Here is an 18,278-nt window from a genome sequence, read left to right as displayed (position 1 = left end):
GATCTAGCGCAGGTAGGCGACCATCATCTCCGCGACGGCGCGCACCGCATAGGCCGGCGGGCTCTCGCCCCGGCGCACCGGGAAGGCATCGACGATGCGGCGACCGCCCAGCACCTCGTCGACCTCTTCGGAGAGGAGCCCGTCATCGAGGGCCGCAGCGCGGGCCGCGCGGTCATGGATGCAGGCCTCGAACCGGCCCGCTCCGGGCGGCAACAGGATCCGATCCCTGGCCTCACTCGCGATGATAGTCTCGAACATCCGCATGACCTTCCACTGCCGCACCTGATGAAGTCGCCGTCTCAGGAGTAGCAGGACAGTACAGCGGCGATCCGGCCATCATGCCGGAGCGGAAAAACTTGATCATCATCTCGATCCCTCTCCGATGCTCGGTTTGTCGATCACGTTGCACCAGAGGAATCTACGCACGTCACCGCAAAATGTGCTCCCAAAGATCGGAACGCCGGCAGAGGCGCTGTCCCGGACTGCGTCACCGCGATGGAAGGTTCGATATCCGGCGGCTCAGCGCCGCCCGTCCTTGGGACGCGACGAATCGGGATGCCGCATCATGCGGCCCTCGTAGCCGTCGAACCCGCCGGAATGCTCGAAATGCCGGAAGGAGACGCGTCCGGGCGATGACGGCGCGCAGGCCACCGGAGTTGGAACCGGATCCGGAGCAAGGACGGGCGGATCGATCACGACCCGATCGGACGGATGCGGGCTCGGCTCGCCATCCTCGGGCTGCCCGTCATCGAGCCGGATCCGGTAGCCCATCGTCAGGTAGCACCCGTCCGCGTCTTGGCGCGGGAAGCCCGTCGCCGACGGATCGCGGCCATAGACCCGGAAGAACTGACGGCTGTTCCAGTACCGGACCTCGCGCAGCATGCGATCCTCTCCAACGCCACGGAGCTGCATCCCGACCGCGTCGCGGGACGCCTGCTCATTCTATACCCAGCCGGCCGAAACACTCGGATCGCGCGATGTCCGATGCAACCGCGGGGAATGTCCGGGCTGCGGGGCGTCGATCGGGGGCCTGCATAGAAGAAAGGCGCGCCCCGGTCGGGAGCGCGCCGCAGTTTGGAGTGGGCCTTCGAGAGGAAGGTCGTCCATCTTCTAGCCCACTGGCATACAGTATGCAAGACTGGGGACCGTGTTCGGGTGGCGCTTTCCACCGATGGCCGCGCCCATCCCTCCATCCCATGGCTCCGGGTCACGAACATCCCATGCGTGCGGGATGCGATGGCCTGGTTCAAACGTCTATCTGCTACGGGAGACGTTGCGGCCGTGGCTGCGGCATTCCCGCTCACGCTTTCCACTTGCAGGGCGCCGCCAGCGATGTCGCGCGACACCGTCCTTCCCTTCGCCCTCGCGGCCGGCTTCACCCTCGGCTGCATCGGCATCCAGAGCGCACGCAAGCACCCCGACGCGGTGACGCTGGTTCTCGTCCTGCTGCTCGGCCTGCTCGCCTCGGCCTATGTCGGCCGCCTGGGCCAGATCCACGCTCCGCGCCACGCCGAGGCGATGGAGGCCTCCCATGTCTGGACGCCGCTGCTGATGCATCCGACCCTGTGATCCGGGCTCGGCGCGCAGCGCCATCGCAGCAGGACGCCTGAGCCCCCTCTGGCCAAGGGCAGCCTTTTGCGCCAGTTTGGCTATATCCAACTGGATATAGCCATGCGAGGTCAGGACGTGGCCCACGGTTCCCATCTCGACGGCGCCGCCTTGCGCGCCCTCACGGCCAGCCGTGGCCAGCCGGCCTTCGTCCCGGCGGAATTTGCCGCGCCCGCGGACAAGCCGCGCGACCGCATCTGGGACCTCGCCGAGACCCTGCACTGCTCGATCGTCGGCACCTGCCTGACCAAAGCCGAGGCGCGCGCGCTGCTCGGCAAGCTCGGCGTGCCCGATGCCCGCACGATGAGCGAGCACCGGCTGCACGGGCAGGTCGTCCACCTCGCCGGCCGGCGCGATGCCGGCGCCAAGCTCCTCCAGAAGATGCTCGACCGCCGCCACGAGCGGGAGATCCGCCGCTTCGACAAGGCGCGCACGGTCGACGAGGTGCGGCTCCTCTGGCGCGAGTACCTCGAACGCGGCGAGATCCCGGGGGCCTATTGGGCCGCGATCACCCATCCGGCCACCGATTGGGGGCTGGTGCAGGACATCTTCGGCGAGGTGCACATGCTCTCGCACCTCGTCGGCCAGTCGAACCGCGCCGACATCCGCCGGCTGCGCCAGCTCGAGGAGGATCTGGCCGAGCGCGACGAGCGCATCGCCGCGCAGGAGGCGCGCATCCTGGCGCTGATGGAGCAGCGCGACGAGATCGGTGCGGAGAACCGGTCCCTCGCGGCCCGGGCCGCGATCCCGGCTGCCGCCACCGCACCGGACATGCATGCGCGCGAGGCCGTTCGGAGCCTGGAGCTGCGCCTGACGCGCGAGCGCGCCCATGCGGAAGCGCTGGAGGAGAAGCTCGCCATCCTCACCCAGGCCTCGGCCAGGCTCGGCGCCGATCTCGAGAGCGAGGTCGGGCGCCGCCGCGCGGCCGAAAGCGAGCTGGCCGCGATCGAGTCCCTGCTCGGAAGCGAGGGCGCGGATGTCGACGCCGGCACGCGGCAGGATGCCGGCCGTCTGGCGAAGGCGACCTTTCTGTATGTGGGCGGTCGCCCCCGTCAGGTCGCGCATCTGCGCCGCTTCGTCGAGCGGCGCGGCGGCCGCCTTCTCAGCCATGACGGCGGCATCGAGGACAGCATGGGCCTGCTCGCAGGCCTGGTGAGCCGCAGCGACCTTGTGCTGTTCCCGGTCGAATGCGTCAGCCACGAGGCGACCGGCCTGCTGAAGCGCCACTGCGAGGCCGGCGGCACGCCGTTCCGGCCTGTGAGGAGCGCCAGCCTCGCGAGCTTCGTCCAGGCCGTGATGCAGGCCCCGCCGGCGGCCTGAATGGAGCTGACCTCCCGCCGGCCGGGCACGGGCGCATGCCGGGCCGTTCCCCCGAGCCACCGGAATCGGTAGGGTCCGGGCCCATGCAGCATATCCTCGGCACCGACCCTGCGCTGAGAGGCGCACACGCGACGGGTGCGGATGGCGCGTCGGTCCCGGCTTACGAACTGGCCGTGCCGATCCTCGCCCTGCAGGGCGCGCCGAGCTCCGAGATCCAGCGCCTGCTGCTCGAATGCGCGCGGCGCTGTCAGGGCGCGGGGCTGCGCGTCGCCGGCCTCGTCGAGGTGACGGACGGGAGCGATCACCGGCTGGAGGATGTCGCGACCGGCGCGCGCTACGACATCCATCAGGATCTCGGCTCGGGATCGACGGCCTGCCGCCTGTGCGGGGCCGGCATCGCCGAGGCCTGCGAGGCCGTCCGGCGACAGATCGAGGCCGGCTGCAACCTCGCGATCCTCAGCAAGTTCGGCAAGCTGGAGGCCGGACGCGGTGGCCTCACGGCCGCCTTTGCGGCTGCCATCGTCGAACGGTTCCCGATCCTGACCGCCGTCGCATCCGGCTACGATCAGGCATGGGACGCGTTCAGCGCGCCGCTCTCGGCGATCGTCCTGCCGGACCAGGCGATCATCGCGAGCTGGCTCGCGGCGAACCTGCCACCGAAATCCTGATCCGCGCCTCGTCCCGCCGGCGCCGCGCCGGACGAGACGGAGATTCAGGCTCGGGACGGCGCGGAGCGCCCCCGCAATCCGGGAGGCGCCCCGCGCCGTCCGGCTACTCGGCGGGGAGGATGCGCGGCGGCGCCTCCGGCTCGACCTCGAACGGGCGCTCCGGATGCATCCGGAAGGCGAGCGCCGCCCCGAGCAGCAGCAGGCCGATCGAGCCCGCGAAGGGGAGGATCCAGTTGCCGGTCATGTCCACGATGAGGCCGAAGGTCAGGGGCGAGACGATCGCCGCGAAGGCCGAGCCGAAATTCATCAGGCCGCTCGCCGTGCCGGCGAACTGAGGCGCGATGTCCATCGGCACCGACCAGATCGGCCCGATGACGAGTTCGAGGAAGAAGAAGCCCGCGCTGAGCAGCAGGGCGACGAGGGTGAGCTCCTTCGTCAGGAACACGCCGGCCAGGCAGATCGCGGCCCCCAGCATGCCGACGCAGATCACGTCCCGGCGCGCCTTCTGCAGGTTTCCGGTCTTCTTGAGGATCCGGTCGGAGATCACCCCGCCGAGCGTGTCGCCGACGACGCCCGCGAAGAACACCCCCGAAGCGAACAGGGCGGAGTTCTTGATGTCGAGCCCGTAGCCTTCCTTGAAGAAGGAGGGCAGCCAGTTGAGATACAGCCAGAGCGACCAGCCGTAGCAGAAATAGGTCAGCGTCACCGGGGCCATGCGCGGCACCAGCCGGCTCCACGGCACGGCCGGCCGCGGGCCGGTCGCCTTGCGCGTGTTGATCGCGAGGCGGTCGAGATCCTCAGGCGTGACGCCCGGATGCTCGCGCGGGTCGTCGCGGTAGTACAGCACCCAGACCGCGACCCAGATGAAGCTGAGAACGCCGAGCACGACGAAGGCGCCCCGCCATCCGACGAACGCCATCATCAGGACGACGAGGGGCGGCGTCACCGCGTTTCCGAAGCGGGCGAAGGAATGCGTGATGCCCTGGGCGAAGCCGCGCTGGTCGGACGCCACCCAGGATTGCATGGCGCGCGTCGCGGTCGGGAAGGTGGCGCCTTCGCCGAAGCCGAGGGCGAAGCGGACGAGGAAAAGCGAGAGCATGCCGCCGACGAAGCCCGTCGCGACGGTGGCCGCTGCCCAGATCAGCCCGCAGATGAAGAGCGTGCGGCGCGCGCCCCATTTGTCGGCCATCGCGCCGCCGACGATCTGGAACACGGCATAGGGATAGGCGAAGGCCGAGAAGACGAGGCCGAGCTCGATGTTCGATAGGCCGAGCTCCGCCTTGATCGCCGGGCCGGCGGTGCCGACGTTCACCCGGTCCACATAGGTGATGAAGTACATCAGGCAGAGCAGGAACAGCACCATGCCGGGTGCCGTGATGCGTCTGGGTATCGTGATCATCCGGCGTCCTCCCGCAAGGATCGGCCCGGTCTGAGCGCCGGGTTTTCCGCCGGGACGACGCGCTATCGACGCCGCGCCCGACCGATCGTGGTCAGCCGTCCGAGCCGGGTCCCTGAGCGCGGCGCCATTCGACGGGCGCGACCCTGCGGCTCACCCGCCACCCTCTTGGAGGCGCGGCGAGCGAGCATGATTGTGCATTCATAATGCGCTTTCGCAAGCACTATCTCGCCTCGGTTCATCCATCGCGGCGGGTGAGTCCGGCGGCGAAGCGGCGCGCATTGCTGACATAGTGCTCGGCGAGCCGCTGGAGGTCGGCGGCGCCGGCCTCGTCGAGGCTGCGGATGGCTTTGGCCGGCATCCCGACGATGAGGCTGCCATCCGGGAATTCGGCCCCCTCCTTCACCAGCGCGTTGGCGCCGACGATGCAGTTCCGGCCGATGCGCGCCCCATTCAGCACCGTCGCGCCCATGCCGATCAGGGCGTTGTCGCCGATGGTGCAGCCATGCACGATCGCCCTGTGGCCGATGGTGACGCCCTCCCCGATCGTCAGCGGGAAGCCGGGATCGGAATGCAGCACGGCGCCGTCCTGGATGTTGGTCCGGGCGCCGACGCGCATCTCCTCGTTGTCGCCGCGCAGGACCGCGCCGAACCAGACGCTCGCACCGGCACCGAGGCGCACCCGCCCGATGACGTGCGCGCCGGGCGCGACCCAGACGCTGTCATCCTCAAGAACCGGGGCATGATCGTCGAGGGCGTAGAGGGACATCGGCGGTTCCGAAGGTGGAAGGACTCGGCTGGGCCCGCGTCAGGTCCCCGACCAGGCGGCCGGGCGCTTCTCCAGGAAGGCGCTGACGCCCTCCCGGAAATCCCGGCTGCCGTAGCAGGCCCGGATGCCGGCGCTGCCGTCGGCCTCCGGATCGACCGCGAGCGCGTTCAGCATCTCACGGGTCACGCGCATCGTCACGGGTGCGTGGCCGAGCAGGCGGTCACACAGTCGCGCGACCGTCGCGTCGAGGGTCTCCGCCGGAGCGATCGCGGCGAGATAGCCGAGCGGCGCCAGGGTCTCGGCCTCGGGCATCTCGGCCAGCAGCATCATGCGCTTCACGGTCGGCAGCCCGAGCGTCGCGGTGAGGCGGCGCAGGTTGGCCGGCGACAGGCAATTGCCGAGCGTCCGGGCGATGGGCACGCCGAAGCGGGCGCCCGGCGTCGCGACGCGCAGGTCGCAGGCATTCGCGATGGCGAGACCGCCGCCGACCGCGAGCCCCTCGACCACCGCGATCGTGGGCACGCGCACGCGCTCCAGCGCCTCGACATAGGCATCGATCCGCGCCTCGTAGGCGACGCCGTCCTCGCCGGTGAAGCCGACGAACTGCTCGATATCGGTCCCGGCCACGAATGCCTTGCCGCCCGCGCCCCGCAGGACGGCGACGCGGATCTCGGGATCCGCCGTGATCCGGGCGAGGCAATCGGCCAGTTCCTCGTACATGCGCCAGGTCATGGCGTTGCGCGCGGCCGGCCGGTCGAAGGTGAGATGGGCGATCCCGCCCTCGGCGCGGTAGCGGACCGCGCCCTCCCGCTCGGCCCCGCTCACGGCGCGAACGCGCCCCCCTGGCGCAAAGTCTCGACTTCGTCCTCGCCCATGCCGAGCTCCGCCAGCAGCGCGTCGGTGTGCTCGCCCAGCAGGGGAGCGTGCATGCGGGTCCGCGGCGGCGTCTCCGAGAACTTCACCGGGAAGCCGATATTGGGCACGCTGCCCTCGATCGGATGCGGAACCTCGATCCGCATCCGCCGGTGTTGGCCGTGCTCGCTCTCGAAGGCCTCGGGGTAGGTGTTCATCCGGCCTGCCGGTATGCCGACATCGAGCATGAGCGTAACCCATTCCTCCGCGGTCTTGGCGGCGAAGCTCTTCTCCAGTTCCTCGATCATCACCTCGCGATTAGCGAGCCGCGCCGGGATGTCGAGGAAGCGCGGATCTTCGACGAGATCGGGTCGGGCCAGGACATCGCAGAGCAGGCGCCAGAGTTTCTGGTTGGTCGCGCCCATCACGAAATAGCCGTCGGAGGCGCGCACGGCCTGGTAGGGCGCGCTCATCCGGTTTGCGGTGCCGAGCGGCTCCGGAATCCGGCCGGTGCCCCAGTATTCGGAGATATCCCAGATCGAGAAAGCGAGCGCCGAGTCGAACAGGGAGGCGTCGATATACTGCCCCTCGCCGCTCGTCTGGCGGCCGATATAGGCGCTGAGGATGCCGTAGATGGTGAACAGGGCGCAGCCGATATCGGCCACGGGAACGCCCGCCTTCACGGGCGGGCCGCCGGGATGGCCGGTCACGCTCATCACCCCCGACATGGCCTGGGCCATCAGGTCGTAGCCGGGCCGCATGGCCCAGGGACCCGACTGCCCGAAGCCCGAGATGCTGGCGTAGATCAACTTCGGGTTGTGTTCGCGCAGCACCTCGTATCCAAGGCCGAGCTTCTTCATCACGCCCGGCCGGTAGTTCTCGACCAGGATGTCGGCTGTGGCCACGAGCTTCATGAACAGCGCGCGTCCGGCCTCGCTCTTCAGGTTGATCGCGATGCTGCGCTTGTTCCGGTTCATGTTCAGGAAGCCCATGCTGTCGGGCCCCTTCATCTTGAACCCCATGGCGCCGCGGGTCTGGTCGCCCGTGCCCGGCGGCTCGATCTTGATCACGTCCGCGCCGAGATCGGCGAGCAGCATGCTGCAGAACGGCCCCGCCATCACCTGCGTCACGTCGAGGACGCGCAGGCCCGCGAGGGGCAGCGGGCGTTGTGCAGCCGGGCCGCCGCCTGCCTCCGTAGCCGGATCCGGCCGAGCGCCATGTCGGTGAGTGTCCATCTGGCCGTCTCCTCAGCTCGCACACCTCGAGGGCGTCGCATTCGCATTCTGCATGCATAAAGCGCTTTTTGGCCAACGCAACATCTGTCCGCTCTGCATGCAAAAAATTGCGTTCTGCATGCAGAATGCGCCTTGCGGACGCGTCGGAAGCCGCGCAGTTTCGCGGCAGGCATACGACGATATGCAACTTCCGGCAGAAAACTGCTTGATGAGGGAGAAATGCCCGATGGGCCTGGGATCCGGCGGCTTCGCCCGCGCACTCCGAACGACGATGACCACGACGCGCGGGCGCGTCTTCGCGCTGCTCTGCCTCGTCTATTTCATCACCTACGTGGACCGGGTGAACCTCTCGACGCTGGCGCCCCTGATGGCGGCGGACCTGCATCTCGACACCATCCAGCTCGGCTTCGCCCTCTCGGCCTTCGGCTACACCTACGCCCTGTTCCAGATCCTCGGGGGATTGACCGCCGACCGGCTCGGCGCGCGCCGCACGCTCGTCGCCTGCGGGATCGTCTGGACCATCGGCACGCTGCTCACGGGCTATGTCGGCGGTCTCCTCTCCCTGGTGCTGGCGCGCCTGCTCCTCGGCATCGGCGAGGGCGCGACCTTCCCGGCCGCCACCACGGCGATGACCCGCTGGGTGCCGGCCGCGGAGCGCGGCTACGCGCAGGGCGTCGTCCATTCCTGCTCGCGGCTCGCCAACACCGTGACGCCGCCGCTGGTGGTGCTGATGGCGGCCTATCTCGGCTGGCGCGGCACCTTCATCGCGCTCGCCGCGGTGAGCCTGTGCTGGGTCGTGGTCTGGGGCCTGTACTTCCGGGACGATCCGAAGACGCATCCGGGCTGCACCGCGGAGGAGCTGGCGGCGCTGCCGCCGTCGCGCGGGCCCGTGGCGGCAGCGACGGAGCCGACCCCGTGGGGCGCGCTGCTGCGCGGCATGCTGCCGACGACGGTGGTCTATTTCTGCTACAACTGGACCCTGTGGCTCTACGTGACCTGGCTGCCGAGCTACTTCGTCAAGGCGCACGGTCTCGACATCAAGAAGTCGGCGCTCTTCGCCTTCGGGGTGTTCGGAGCGGGCGTCATCGGCGACACGCTCGGCGGCATCTGGGCCGACCGGCTCTACCGCCGTACCGGCGACCTCGCCCGGGCGCGCCGGACGGTGATCGTGACGAGCCTGCTCGGATCGATGCTCTGCCTCGTGCCGGTGCTGTTCCTGCACGATCTCAGCGTGATCGCGGTCTGCCTCAGCGGCGCGTTCTTCTTCCTCGAACTGACCGTCGGGCCGATCTGGGCGATTCCCATGGATGTCGCGCCCAAGCATGCCGGCACGGCCAGCGGGATCATGAACACCGGCTCGGCGATCGCCGGCATCGTCTCGCCGCTGGCATTCGGCGTGGTGGCCCAGCTCTCGGGCAGCTACGCGCTGCCCTTCCTCGGCTCGATCGCCCTGCTGCTCGTCGGCGCGATCCTCGCCTGGCGCGCCCTGCCGAAGGGCGAGGTCACGGTATCGGCCAAGGCGCCGGCGCCGTCGCTGCCGGCGGGAGCCGCCTCGCGGGCGGCGACCTGACCGCCTTCTCCCCGCGCGCCGCTGTGACGGCGCGCGGACCCTGCTATGACTTGCCGGAACCGAAGCATCGCCTGGCCCGATGACCACCTCGACCGCGCTCTTCCGCTACAACCTCCACGACGCGCTCGTTGCCGGCATCCGCGAGATGGTGGTGGCCGGCACCCTGCGCCCCGGCGACAAGGTGCCCGAGCAGGAGCTCTGCCAGCGGTTCGGGGTCTCGCGCACGCCCCTGCGTGAGGCCCTGAAGGTGCTGGCCGCGGAGGGCATGCTGCAGCTCCTGCCGCGGCGCGGCGCCATCGTGGCCCGGGTGAGCCCGGAGGAGATCGACGAGCTGTTCCCCGTCATGGGCGCGCTCGAAGCGCTCGCCGGCGAGCTGGTCTGCCGGCGCGCGAGCGACGCGGAGATCGGGCAGCTGCGCGCGATCCACGACCGTATGATGGACGCCTACGAGGCCGGCGACGAGCCGACCTACCTGCAGGCGAACCGCAGCTTCCACGAGACGCTCGTGGCCGCCGCCGGCAACGCGACGCTGCAATCCACCTACATGCAGATCCTGTTGCGCACCCGCGCCTTCCGCTTCGTGGCGCGCAAGAGCGCCGAGAACTGGCGGGCGGCCGTCTCGGATCACCAGCAGATCATGGAAGCGCTCGCGGCCCGCAATGCCAGCCGCCTGTCGCGCCTGCTGCGGCGCCACGTGATGGGCGTGACCGTTAAGATCGCCCGCGACGCTCTCGCCGACTCGGCCGGACAGGGAGCGAGCGCCATGCGGCTGGTGGAGGCAGGGTCCGACTAGAGCGCTCTCCGCCGAAGTGGACACCGGTTCGGCGCAAGAGAGCGCGTCACAACAAGAGCTTAGAGCCGTTCCTGATTGCAACGCGATCGGGAACGGCTCTAGGCCCTGCGGACAGCCGTTCCCCCGGCACGGGACGCCCCGCGCATCGCTGCGGCCGGCTGCACTTGCGAGCCTCGCCCGGCAGGCCTGGCCTGAGCGAAAAATCATGATCGGAAACGAGAAAGGCCCCGTTGCCGGGGCCTCGAAATCACCAATCCTAGCAGAAGCTTAGGATGGTGGGCGCGACAGGGATCGAACCTGTGACCCCTACCATGTCAAGGTAGTGCTCTCCCGCTGAGCTACGCGCCCGGGCCAGAGCCGCAGCTCCGGTGTGGCGCGGCTATAGCCGCTGTCGGGCGGGGGCGCAAGCGGGTTGCTGCAATGATCTGAGGGTGCGGGCCGCTCCCCTCGTCGCCGCTGCATGCGCGCACGAAATGCGCTATGGGCCGGCCTCAAGGATCTCTGGAGCCGCAGCCGGTGGCGTTGCGGCCGGGTGCGGCTCCAGGCCATTGTTTCGACGCGCTCATTCACGACGGACCAACGTCCGTTTCGGCGGAGGGCACTCATGGGCCGCGAAGGATCGCGGCTCCGGACGAACGCCTCAGCGACGGGGACATGCGTTTCTTCATCGATCTCGACCAGGGCGACATGATCCGCGGATGGATCGTGCCCGACAATCCGCTCGCGGTGAGCCGGGTCGTCGTCTCGGTCGATGGCCGGCGCGTCGCCGAGGTGCCGGCCCAGCTCACCGACGTCACCTTCAAGGAGAACGGCTGGCACTCGACCGGGCAATGCACCTTCCAGCTCACCGATGCGGAGGTGCCGGGCCTCGCCGGCCTGCCGCGGCTCGACCTCTATGACGCCGACACCAACGTCCTCGTCTACAGCCGCGCCCCGCGGGACGGGCGGGTGCAGCAGCGCCTCGTGCTCATCAACACGAGCATCCACCCCGAGACGGTGCTGCAGGCGGCCCTGTTCCGCCATTTCCAGCAATGCCATTTCGGCCTCGAGCGCCTCTCGGACGAGATCCTGACGAGCACGCTGGCCTGCCGCTTCGTCGACTCGGCCCTGGTCTCGGGGGCGATCACGGTGCCGCGCTACGAGGGCTTCTTCACGCCCGACCTCGCGCTCTCCGCGATCCTCGTGCACGACCCCTATGTCGAGATGGCGACCCGGATGCTCTTGCTGAAGGCCCTGGGCGAGGCCGCCGCCGACCCGGCCAGGGCCTGGCGCCTGGGTCGCCGCGCCGAGGCGGCCCTGTTCAGCCAGGACTACGACTACACCGACATGCGCAGCCTCAAGCGCTACTTCCGCATGCTGCCGGAGCCCGCCTACCACCTGCTCTACAATCCGCTGACGCGCCAGCTCGGCACGCGCCTGCCGGACGACCGGCTGAACCCCGGCAATTCCATCGTCGCCATCGAGATCCTGGCCCGCGTCGGCATCGTCGGCCATCGCAGCTACTTCGAGGCCTTCGCCTCGACCCTGTTCCACCATCTCGGCCTGAACGCGCCGCTCCCCATCCCGACGCCGATCCCGGCCGAGGCGCTCGCCCTCGCCGAACGCCTGCGCACGGTGCGGGGGGTCGAGGACATGCTGGTCTTCGACATCGCCATGGCGGATGCGGTGACCGCCTCCCTCGCCAAGGGCTGGGCCGGCTAGTCGTGGCGATCTCCGCGATCCTCTCCGGGGGGCTCGGGGCCGCCCGCGCCCTCCCCGTCCGCAGCGGCCCGGACGGGCTCGGCCTCGATCTCGCCGCGGCCGGGCTCGGCGGGGCCTGGGTGACGATCCTCCTCACCGACGATCCCGGCGCCGCGCGCAACGCGCGGATCCTGATGAGCCTCGTCGCGGGCGCCGCCGAGCGTCCCGGGCCGCCGCTTGCCGAGGAGGCGCTCGGCGGAGGCCTGTTCGCCTGGACGGGGCGCCTGCCCGAGGACGTGAAGGAGCTGCGCATCGCCGGCCTCGTGCCCGGGCGGCCGATGTCGCTGGCCCGCATCGAGATTCGCCGGCGCGGCCGGCCGGCGCTGGTGGCGCGCGGCCTCGCCCGCGATCCGAGCCTGACGATCCGCGCCGTCTACTGGCGCAGCCTCGGCAAGCGCGTTCGCGGGCGCGCCTTTCTCGACCGGGCCCTGCGCCATCGCCGCGAGAGCGGCTACGGCAGCTGGATCCGCCGCAGCGCCTCCCTCAGCGAGGCCGACCGCGCCCGAATCCGGACCGAGGTCGCGGGCTGGCCCGACGCCCCCCTGATCTCGGTGCTGATGCCGGTCCACGATCCGGCGCCGCAGGTGCTGCGGGCGGCGATCCGCTCGCTCCAGGCGCAACTCTATCCGAACTGGGAGCTGTGCCTGTGCGACGACGCCTCGCGCGACGCCCGCATCATCCGGCTCACGGACCGGCTCGCGGCCGAGGACCCGCGGATCCGGGTCGTGCACCGGCCCGAGAACGGACACATCGCCCGGGCCACAAACGACGCGCTGGCGCTCGCCCGCGGCCCCTACGTCGCCTTCCTCGACCACGACGACGCCCTCGCCGAGCAGGCCCTCTACGAGGTCGCCCGCGCCGTGCGCGACGATCCCCGCCTCGTTCTGATCTACAGCGACGAGGACAAGATCGAGGGGCGCGGGCGCCGGTTCGAGCCGCATTTCAAGTCGGGCTTCGACCGGGAGCTGCTCTACGGGCAGAACTACATCAACCACCTGACCGTGATCCGCACCGAGGCGGTGCGGGCGCTGGGCGGCCTGCGCCCGGGCTTCGAGGGCAGCCAGGACCACGACCTGCTGCTGCGGCTGACCGAGAATCTCGATCCCGCCCGCATCCGGCACATCCCGATGGTGCTCTACCATTGGCGGGCCGCGGGCGGCTCGGGCACCTTCTCGGACCGGGCGCTCGCCCGCGCCGAGGCGGCACGCCTCCAGGCTGTCTCCGAGGTGGCGGAGCGCCGCGGCGCGCGCGCCGAGCGGGGGCCCTTCGGCTTCACCCGTGTCGTCCGTCCCCTGCCCGACCCGGCCCCCCGCGTATCGGTGATCATCCCGACCCGCGACCGGGCGGAACTCCTGCGCGTCACCCTCGACGGGCTGTTCGGCGCTACCGACTACCCGGACATCGAGGTCGTCGTCGTGGACAACGACAGCCGCGAGCCGGAGACGCGGGCCCTGTTCGAGAGCTACCGGGACGATCGGCGGTTCAGGGTGGTTGCGGCGCCAGGCTCGTTCAACTTCTCCGACCTGTCGAACCGGGGCGCGGCCGCCGCGAGCGGACCTATCCTCCTGTTCCTCAACAACGACATCGAGGTGATCGAGCCGGGCTGGCTCACGGAACTCGTCTCCCAGGCGGTACGCCCGGAGATCGGGGCCGTCGGCGCCAAGCTGCTCTATCCGGACGGCACGATCCAGCATGGCGGCGTCGTGCTCGGCATCGGGGGCGTGGCCGGACACAGCCACCACGGCGTGCCGGACGAGGATCCGGGCTACTTCGCGCGCATGGTGCTGGTGCAGGAGGTCTCGGCGGTGACGGGCGCCTGCCTCGCCATGCGCAGCGACGTGTTCCGGGAGGTCGGCGGGTTCGACGCGGCGGCGCTGAAGGTCGCCTTCAACGACATCGACCTCTGCCTGAAGATCCGCGCGGCCGGCTACCGCGTCCTGTGGACGCCCTTCGCCAAGCTCGTCCACCACGAATCGAAGAGCCGCGGGCCGGAGGACACCCCGGAGAAGCGCGCCCGGTTCCAGGCTGAGACGGCGGTGATGCAGGAGCGCTGGGGTGCCCTGCTGCGGGCCGACCCCTACTATAACATCAACCTCTCGCGGATCTCGGCGCACTACCGGCTGTAGGAAAAATCCCACGGCGCGAAGGCCGTGGGAAAGTGCCTCACAGTGTGCATGTTCGGGCGCAGGGCAGGCCCGCGCCCGTGGCTGTCGTCCTCCGATGACGGAGCCGGCGGGTCCCGGCTCGCCCTCAAATCAGTTCAACTGCGCCGAGATGCTGTTGAACTTGGCGTCGAGCTGGGTTCCGATGATCTTCAACGTGCCGATGATGACGACGGCGATCAGCGCCGCGATCATCCCGTACTCGATGGCAGTTGCTCCACGGCGATCCTTCAGGAATGCGGCGATCAGCTTCATGGTCCAAGGTTTCATGAGGAGGAACGTGACGCCGGAACGATCGGGTCTCCAATCTCGGCCACCTGACGAACTTGTGATGGTGCGCGTTAAAGGAGTCTGATCGTGCGAGGAAAAAATATCGTTCAGGTGCGAATTTCGGTCAGAGCTGACGGACAATCAGCCTTTCTTGTTGATCCAGATTAGAATCCGTTCCCAAATCAATAGCGCGCAATTGATTGGTGGCCATCGACCCCTATCGGCGGGCGGTGAGCCGCGAGGCCGCCAGAACGGCGGCGGTCACCGCGACGACGAGCAGCGTCGAGGCGGCGTTGATCTCCGGGTTCACCCCGAGCCGGACCTGGCTGTAGAGCCGCATCGGCAGGGTGGTGGCGCCGGGTCCCGAGACGAAGCTCGCGATGACGAGGTCGTCGAGCGACAGGGTGAAGGCGAGCAGGAACCCGGCCAGGATGGCGGGCGCCACCAGCGGCAGGGTCACCGTGGCGAAGACCCGCAGCGGGCCGGCCCCGAGATCGGCCGCCGCCTCCTCCAGGGTCCGGTCGAGCCCGCGCAGGCGCGCACCGACCACCACGGCGACGAAGCCGGTGCAGAAGGTCGCGTGCGCGATCACGATCGTCAGGATGCCGCGGTCGAGGCCGATCCCGACGAAGAGCAGCAGCAGCGACAGGCCGATGATCACCTCCGGCATCACCATCGGCGCGAAGACGAGGCCGGTGAGGAGCTTGCGCGTGCGGAAGCGCCCGTGCCGCCCCAGCGCGAGGGCCGCGAGCGTGCCGAGCACGGTCGCGATCGCGCCCGAGAGGAGAGCGACGCGCAGGGACACCCAGGCGGAGGCGATCAGCGGTTCGTCCGCGAACAGCGCCGCGTACCAGCGCGTCGAGAACCCGCCCCACACGGTCACGAGGCTCGAGGCGTTGAACGAGTAGACGGCGAGCACCAGGATCGGCGCGTAGAGGAAGGCGAGGCCGAGCGCGAGCACCGCGCGGAGGAAGCCGCTCACCGCCCCGCCTCCCGCGCGCCCGCGTCGCGGAACAGCACGACCGGGCCGATCACGATCAGGAGCATCAGCACCGCCACCGCGGAGGCGAGCGGCCAGTCGCGGTTCGAGAAGAACTCGCTCCAGAGCACGCGGCCGAGCATCAGCGTGTCGGATCCGCCGAGCAGGTCCGGGATGATGAACTCGCCGATCATCGGGATGAAGCAGAGCAGCGCGCCGGCGGCGATGCCGGGGGCGGCAAGCGGCAGCGTCACGGTGAGGAATACCCGCACCGGTCCCGCTCCGAGATCGGCTGCGGCCTCGCGCAACGTCCCGTCGAGGCGGCTCATCACCGCGTAGAGGGGCAGCACCATGAAGGGCAGATAGGCGTAGACCAGGCCGATCATCACGGCCGTCGGCGTGTTGAGGATCTCCAGCGGCGCCGCGATCAGGCCGAGGCGCAGCAGCGCGGCGTTGAGCAGGCCCTCGGGCTTCAGGATCGCGATCCAGGCGTAGACCCGGATCAGGAAGCTCGTCCAGAACGGCACCACCACGAGGGCGACCAGCAAGGCCTGCCAGCGCGCGGGGGCGCGGGCGAGCGCGTAGGCGAGCGGCGTTCCGACGAGGACGAGGACGAGGCTTGCCGCGCCCGCATAGGCGAGCGAGCTGAGCGCCGCCTCCCGGTAGAAGCTGTCGAACCAGAGGATCGCGTAATTCTCGAAATCGAGCGCTTCGAGGAAGCTCGACCAGCCTTCGAGCCCGGCCTGCCAGTCGAGCACGGGCAGGTAGGGCGGCATGGCGGTGGCCGCGTCCGACAGGCTGATCTTCAGGGTGATCAGGAAGGGGACGAGGAAGAAGGCGGTCAGCCACAGGAGCGGGGGCAGCCGGACCAGGCGGGCCCGCCAGCCGCCGGAGCTGCCCGGTCCCGGCGCGCTCATGCGGGCAGGATCGAGGCCGCTTCCGCGGCGAAGCTGAGATGGACCGGGGCGCCGGCCGGATCGGCCTCCGCGCTCTCCGCCGATCCGCTGGCGCGCAGGGTGCTGCCGTCGGCCATGCGCAGCGTCCGGCTGATGCGGCCGCCGAGGAAGATGCGCTCCGCCACCGTGGCGGGCAGGCCGTGCTCGGCGAGGACGATCCGCTCGGGGCGCAGCGCCACCACCACGGCGGCGCCCGCCTCCAGCGGCTCGGCCGGCGCGCGGGCGCGGAGTTCGCCGAAGGCCGTCTCGACCGCGCGCGTCGGTCCCGGCTCGTCCGGTCCCAGCGTGCCGGGGATCAGGTTCACGTCGCCGAGGAGCCCGGCGACGTAGCGGCTCGCCGGCTGCTCGTAGAGTTCGCTCGTCGGGCCGATCTGCACGATCCGGCCGCGATCCATCACGCCGACGCGGTCGGCGAGCCGCATCGCCTCGTCCGGATCGTGGGTCACGACCACGAAGCTGGTCTCAAGGCGCCGCTGAAGCGCGCGAAGCTCGCTCTGCGTCTCCTCGCGGAGCGCCCGGTCGAGGGCGGTCAGCGGCTCGTCGAGGAGGAGGACCCGCGGCTCCCGGGCGAGCGCCCGGGCCAGCGCCACGCGCTGGCGCTGGCCGCCCGACAGGGTGTCCGGCCGGCGCTCCCCGAACCCGTCGAGGCGCACGAGCCTGAGCAGGGTCTCGACGCGCTGCGCCTGCTCGACGCGCCCGAGACGGTCGAGCCCGTAGGCGACGTTCCGCGCGACGCTCATATGCGGGAAGAGCGCGTAGGACTGGAACATCATGTTGATCGGCCGCCGATGCGCCGGCAGGGCCGTGATGTCCGCTTCGTCGAGCCGGATCGTCCCGGAATCCGGGTGCTCGAACCCGGCGATCAGGCGTAGCAGGGTGCTCTTGCCGCAGCCCGAGGGGCCGAGCAGGCAGAAGACCTCGTTCCGGGCGAGCGCGAGGTCGACGCCGTCGACCGCGCGCGTCCCGCCGAAGCGCTTCGTCACGCCTTCGAGCCGCAGGAGCGGCGCGGATGACCCGGACAAGATCCTAGCTGTCCTCGCGCAGGGCCTCGGCGACGCGCGCCTCCAGGAGGTCCGGCCGGCGGATCACCAGGGCACCGCGCGTGCGGTCAACGAGGCCCTCGTTCGCCATGGCGGTGAACTCGCGGGTCACCTGCTCGCGGCGGCAGCCGATGCGGGCGGCCAGCACGTGGTGGTAGGGCGGCGGGCTCACCACCCGCTCCTCGCCCCCGCCCGCCCGCGGCACCGAGAGGCGCAGCAGCTCCGCGTAGAGGCGGTGCCGGAGATCCAAGAGCGCGTGCTCCATGAGCCGGGTGTTCAGCTCGCGCACGCGCTTGGCGAGAAGCTTCAGCAGGCGGTCGGCGATGGGCTCGGAAGCGTAGACGATCTGCCGGAACACGGCCGCCGGCACCACGCAGACCTCGCCGCGGGTGAGCGCCGTGACGTTGGCCGAGCGACCGACCCCGTCGATGGCCGCCAACTCGCCGAAGAAGGCGCCGCCGCGCATCTCGCCGAGGATCACCTCCTTGCCCGACTGGGTGCGGTTGAGGATGCGCACCTCGCCGGTCGCGAGGAAGTAGACGTCGGTGGAGATATCGTCGAAATCGACCAGCACCTCGTTCTCGTCGAAGCGGCGCCAGTGGCAGCGGGTCTCGTAGGCGCCGAGCTCGATGCCCGGCTCCTTGAAGAACGGTATGGTGGATAGCCGCGCCATCCCAATCAGCCCCTCAGTCGTTCGCCGGCCCCGCGCGACAGCACGGATCGGAGCCGGATCGTCGCGAGAGCCCACCCGTCGTGGTTCGACCGGGTGGGCCCGCACCGTCACGCCGGCAGGCCGGCGTGAGGACAGGGCCGAGCTACGAAGGGGATCGTGACGGGCGGTGCAAGCCCGGTCAAGCCGGATCCGCGTCGAAAGCGTGGATGGCACCGCGCGGCAACGTGACCGCCCCGGGCTTGTCCCG

The 18,278-nt window shown here is 70.1% G+C and carries 18 protein-coding genes and 1 tRNA gene; 7 read left to right on the top strand and 12 right to left on the bottom strand.

Annotated elements, in window-relative coordinates:
- Positions 1-3: 3 nt before the first annotated feature.
- Both MTDSW087_RS19180 and MTDSW087_RS19175 read right to left on the bottom strand, forming a co-directional pair.
- A complete protein-coding gene (locus tag MTDSW087_RS19180; protein ID WP_238178876.1) occupies positions 4-258 on the bottom strand; it encodes a hypothetical protein in 255 nt (84 codons plus the stop codon).
- A gap of 261 nt (positions 259-519) precedes the next feature.
- Positions 520-882 (bottom strand): hypothetical protein, encoded by a 363-nt coding sequence (locus tag MTDSW087_RS19175; RefSeq protein WP_144766510.1) that lies wholly within the window; start codon positions 880-882, stop codon positions 520-522.
- Positions 883-1,332: 450 nt separating this feature from the next.
- On the opposite strand from MTDSW087_RS19175, the gene MTDSW087_RS19170 reads away from it, so the two are divergent.
- The 3 genes from MTDSW087_RS19170 to MTDSW087_RS19160 all read left to right on the top strand — a co-directional run bounded on the left by MTDSW087_RS19170 (position 1,333) and on the right by MTDSW087_RS19160 (position 3,596).
- The gene (locus MTDSW087_RS19170) at positions 1,333-1,569 is read left to right on the top strand and encodes a hypothetical protein (protein WP_144766509.1); all 237 of its coding nucleotides are present in this window, start codon (positions 1,333-1,335) and stop codon (positions 1,567-1,569) included.
- Between the two features lie 117 nt (positions 1,570-1,686).
- Positions 1,687-2,928: a DUF2325 domain-containing protein gene (locus MTDSW087_RS19165; RefSeq protein WP_144766508.1), complete on the top strand. Its 1,242-nt coding sequence runs from the start codon at positions 1,687-1,689 to the stop codon at positions 2,926-2,928.
- Between the two features lie 173 nt (positions 2,929-3,101).
- Entirely contained in the window at positions 3,102-3,596 is a 495-nt protein-coding gene (locus MTDSW087_RS19160; protein ID WP_238178875.1) for a DUF2478 domain-containing protein, read from the top strand.
- A gap of 103 nt (positions 3,597-3,699) precedes the next feature.
- Here the strand turns inward: MTDSW087_RS19160 and MTDSW087_RS19155 are convergent, their stop codons facing one another.
- The 4 genes from MTDSW087_RS19155 to MTDSW087_RS19140 form a co-directional block, all read right to left on the bottom strand.
- Positions 3,700-4,995, bottom strand: a complete 1,296-nt coding sequence (locus MTDSW087_RS19155; RefSeq protein ID WP_144766507.1) for an MFS transporter — start codon at positions 4,993-4,995, stop codon at positions 3,700-3,702.
- 235 nt (positions 4,996-5,230) lie between these two features.
- The gene (locus MTDSW087_RS19150; RefSeq protein WP_144766506.1) at positions 5,231-5,761 is read right to left on the bottom strand and encodes a gamma carbonic anhydrase family protein; all 531 of its coding nucleotides are present in this window, start codon (positions 5,759-5,761) and stop codon (positions 5,231-5,233) included.
- 39 nt (positions 5,762-5,800) lie between these two features.
- Positions 5,801-6,586 carry an enoyl-CoA hydratase/isomerase family protein gene (locus MTDSW087_RS19145; RefSeq protein ID WP_144766505.1) on the bottom strand — a complete coding sequence of 262 codons (786 nt, stop codon included), beginning with the start codon at positions 6,584-6,586 and terminating at the stop codon, positions 5,801-5,803.
- On the bottom strand, positions 6,583-7,848 hold the full coding sequence (locus MTDSW087_RS19140) for a CaiB/BaiF CoA transferase family protein (protein WP_144766504.1): 1,266 nt from the start codon (positions 7,846-7,848) through the stop codon (positions 6,583-6,585). Before MTDSW087_RS19140 ends, MTDSW087_RS19145 begins: the two co-directional genes overlap by 4 nt.
- Before the next feature lie 271 nt (positions 7,849-8,119).
- On the opposite strand from MTDSW087_RS19140, the gene MTDSW087_RS19135 reads away from it, so the two are divergent.
- Together MTDSW087_RS19135 and MTDSW087_RS19130 are read left to right on the top strand one after the other, a co-directional pair.
- On the top strand, positions 8,120-9,418 hold the full coding sequence (locus MTDSW087_RS19135) for an MFS transporter (RefSeq protein WP_373321934.1): 1,299 nt from the start codon (positions 8,120-8,122) through the stop codon (positions 9,416-9,418).
- 79 nt (positions 9,419-9,497) lie between these two features.
- Entirely contained in the window at positions 9,498-10,211 is a 714-nt protein-coding gene (locus MTDSW087_RS19130; protein ID WP_144766502.1) for a GntR family transcriptional regulator, read from the top strand.
- A 273-nt stretch (positions 10,212-10,484) separates the two neighbouring features.
- Here MTDSW087_RS19130 and MTDSW087_RS19125 read toward each other — a convergent pair.
- Positions 10,485-10,559: transfer RNA gene (locus tag MTDSW087_RS19125), tRNA-Val, on the bottom strand.
- Between the two features lie 306 nt (positions 10,560-10,865).
- Between MTDSW087_RS19125 and MTDSW087_RS19120 the strand changes: the two genes are divergently transcribed.
- Positions 10,866-11,912 carry a hypothetical protein gene (locus tag MTDSW087_RS19120; protein ID WP_144766501.1) on the top strand — a complete coding sequence of 349 codons (1,047 nt, stop codon included), beginning with the start codon at positions 10,866-10,868 and terminating at the stop codon, positions 11,910-11,912.
- 2 nt (positions 11,913-11,914) lie between these two features.
- A complete protein-coding gene (locus MTDSW087_RS19115) occupies positions 11,915-14,077 on the top strand; it encodes a glycosyltransferase family 2 protein (protein WP_238178873.1) in 2,163 nt (720 codons plus the stop codon).
- Positions 14,078-14,206: 129 nt separating this feature from the next.
- Here the strand turns inward: MTDSW087_RS19115 and MTDSW087_RS19110 are convergent, their stop codons facing one another.
- From MTDSW087_RS19110 to MTDSW087_RS19090, 5 genes are all read right to left on the bottom strand, one after another.
- Positions 14,207-14,368 carry a Flp family type IVb pilin gene (locus MTDSW087_RS19110; protein WP_144766500.1) on the bottom strand — a complete coding sequence of 54 codons (162 nt, stop codon included), beginning with the start codon at positions 14,366-14,368 and terminating at the stop codon, positions 14,207-14,209.
- Positions 14,369-14,600: 232 nt separating this feature from the next.
- On the bottom strand, positions 14,601-15,365 hold the full coding sequence (locus MTDSW087_RS19105) for an ABC transporter permease (protein ID WP_144766499.1): 765 nt from the start codon (positions 15,363-15,365) through the stop codon (positions 14,601-14,603).
- Entirely contained in the window at positions 15,362-16,279 is a 918-nt protein-coding gene (locus tag MTDSW087_RS19100; RefSeq protein ID WP_144766498.1) for an ABC transporter permease, read from the bottom strand. Before MTDSW087_RS19100 ends, MTDSW087_RS19105 begins: the two co-directional genes overlap by 4 nt.
- Positions 16,276-17,340, bottom strand: coding sequence for an ABC transporter ATP-binding protein (locus MTDSW087_RS19095; protein WP_186383905.1), 1,065 nt, complete (start codon positions 17,338-17,340; stop codon positions 16,276-16,278). Before MTDSW087_RS19095 ends, MTDSW087_RS19100 begins: the two co-directional genes overlap by 4 nt.
- 4 nt (positions 17,341-17,344) lie before the next feature.
- The gene (locus MTDSW087_RS19090) at positions 17,345-18,031 is read right to left on the bottom strand and encodes a Crp/Fnr family transcriptional regulator (RefSeq protein ID WP_144766496.1); all 687 of its coding nucleotides are present in this window, start codon (positions 18,029-18,031) and stop codon (positions 17,345-17,347) included.
- Between the last annotated feature and the right edge of the window lie 247 nt (positions 18,032-18,278).

Origin of the sequence: Methylobacterium dankookense (assembly GCF_902141855.1) — a bacterium.
GTDB lineage: Bacteria > Pseudomonadota > Alphaproteobacteria > Rhizobiales > Beijerinckiaceae > Methylobacterium > Methylobacterium dankookense.
This window is presented reverse-complemented; position numbering and strand designations above follow the sequence as displayed.

What these genes read in the sequence shown, in the direction of transcription:
- MTDSW087_RS19180 (WP_238178876.1), bottom strand. Translation starts at nt 258, where the DNA reads ATGTTCGAGACTATCATCGCGAGTGAGGCCAGGGATCGGATCCTGTTG.
- MTDSW087_RS19175 (WP_144766510.1), bottom strand. Translation starts at nt 882, where the DNA reads ATGCTGCGCGAGGTCCGGTACTGGAACAGCCGTCAGTTCTTCCGGGTC.
- MTDSW087_RS19170 (WP_144766509.1), top strand. Translation starts at nt 1,333, where the DNA reads ATGTCGCGCGACACCGTCCTTCCCTTCGCCCTCGCGGCCGGCTTCACC.
- MTDSW087_RS19155 (WP_144766507.1), bottom strand. Translation starts at nt 4,995, where the DNA reads ATGATCACGATACCCAGACGCATCACGGCACCCGGCATGGTGCTGTTC.
- MTDSW087_RS19150 (WP_144766506.1), bottom strand. Translation starts at nt 5,761, where the DNA reads ATGTCCCTCTACGCCCTCGACGATCATGCCCCGGTTCTTGAGGATGAC.
- MTDSW087_RS19140 (WP_144766504.1), bottom strand. Translation starts at nt 7,848, where the DNA reads ATGGACACTCACCGACATGGCGCTCGGCCGGATCCGGCTACGGAGGCA.
- MTDSW087_RS19135 (WP_373321934.1), top strand. Translation starts at nt 8,120, where the DNA reads ATGACCACGACGCGCGGGCGCGTCTTCGCGCTGCTCTGCCTCGTCTAT.
- MTDSW087_RS19130 (WP_144766502.1), top strand. Translation starts at nt 9,498, where the DNA reads ATGACCACCTCGACCGCGCTCTTCCGCTACAACCTCCACGACGCGCTC.
- MTDSW087_RS19120 (WP_144766501.1), top strand. Translation starts at nt 10,866, where the DNA reads ATGCGTTTCTTCATCGATCTCGACCAGGGCGACATGATCCGCGGATGG.
- MTDSW087_RS19110 (WP_144766500.1), bottom strand. Translation starts at nt 14,368, where the DNA reads ATGAAGCTGATCGCCGCATTCCTGAAGGATCGCCGTGGAGCAACTGCC.
- MTDSW087_RS19100 (WP_144766498.1), bottom strand. Translation starts at nt 16,279, where the DNA reads ATGAGCGCGCCGGGACCGGGCAGCTCCGGCGGCTGGCGGGCCCGCCTG.
- MTDSW087_RS19090 (WP_144766496.1), bottom strand. Translation starts at nt 18,031, where the DNA reads ATGGCGCGGCTATCCACCATACCGTTCTTCAAGGAGCCGGGCATCGAG.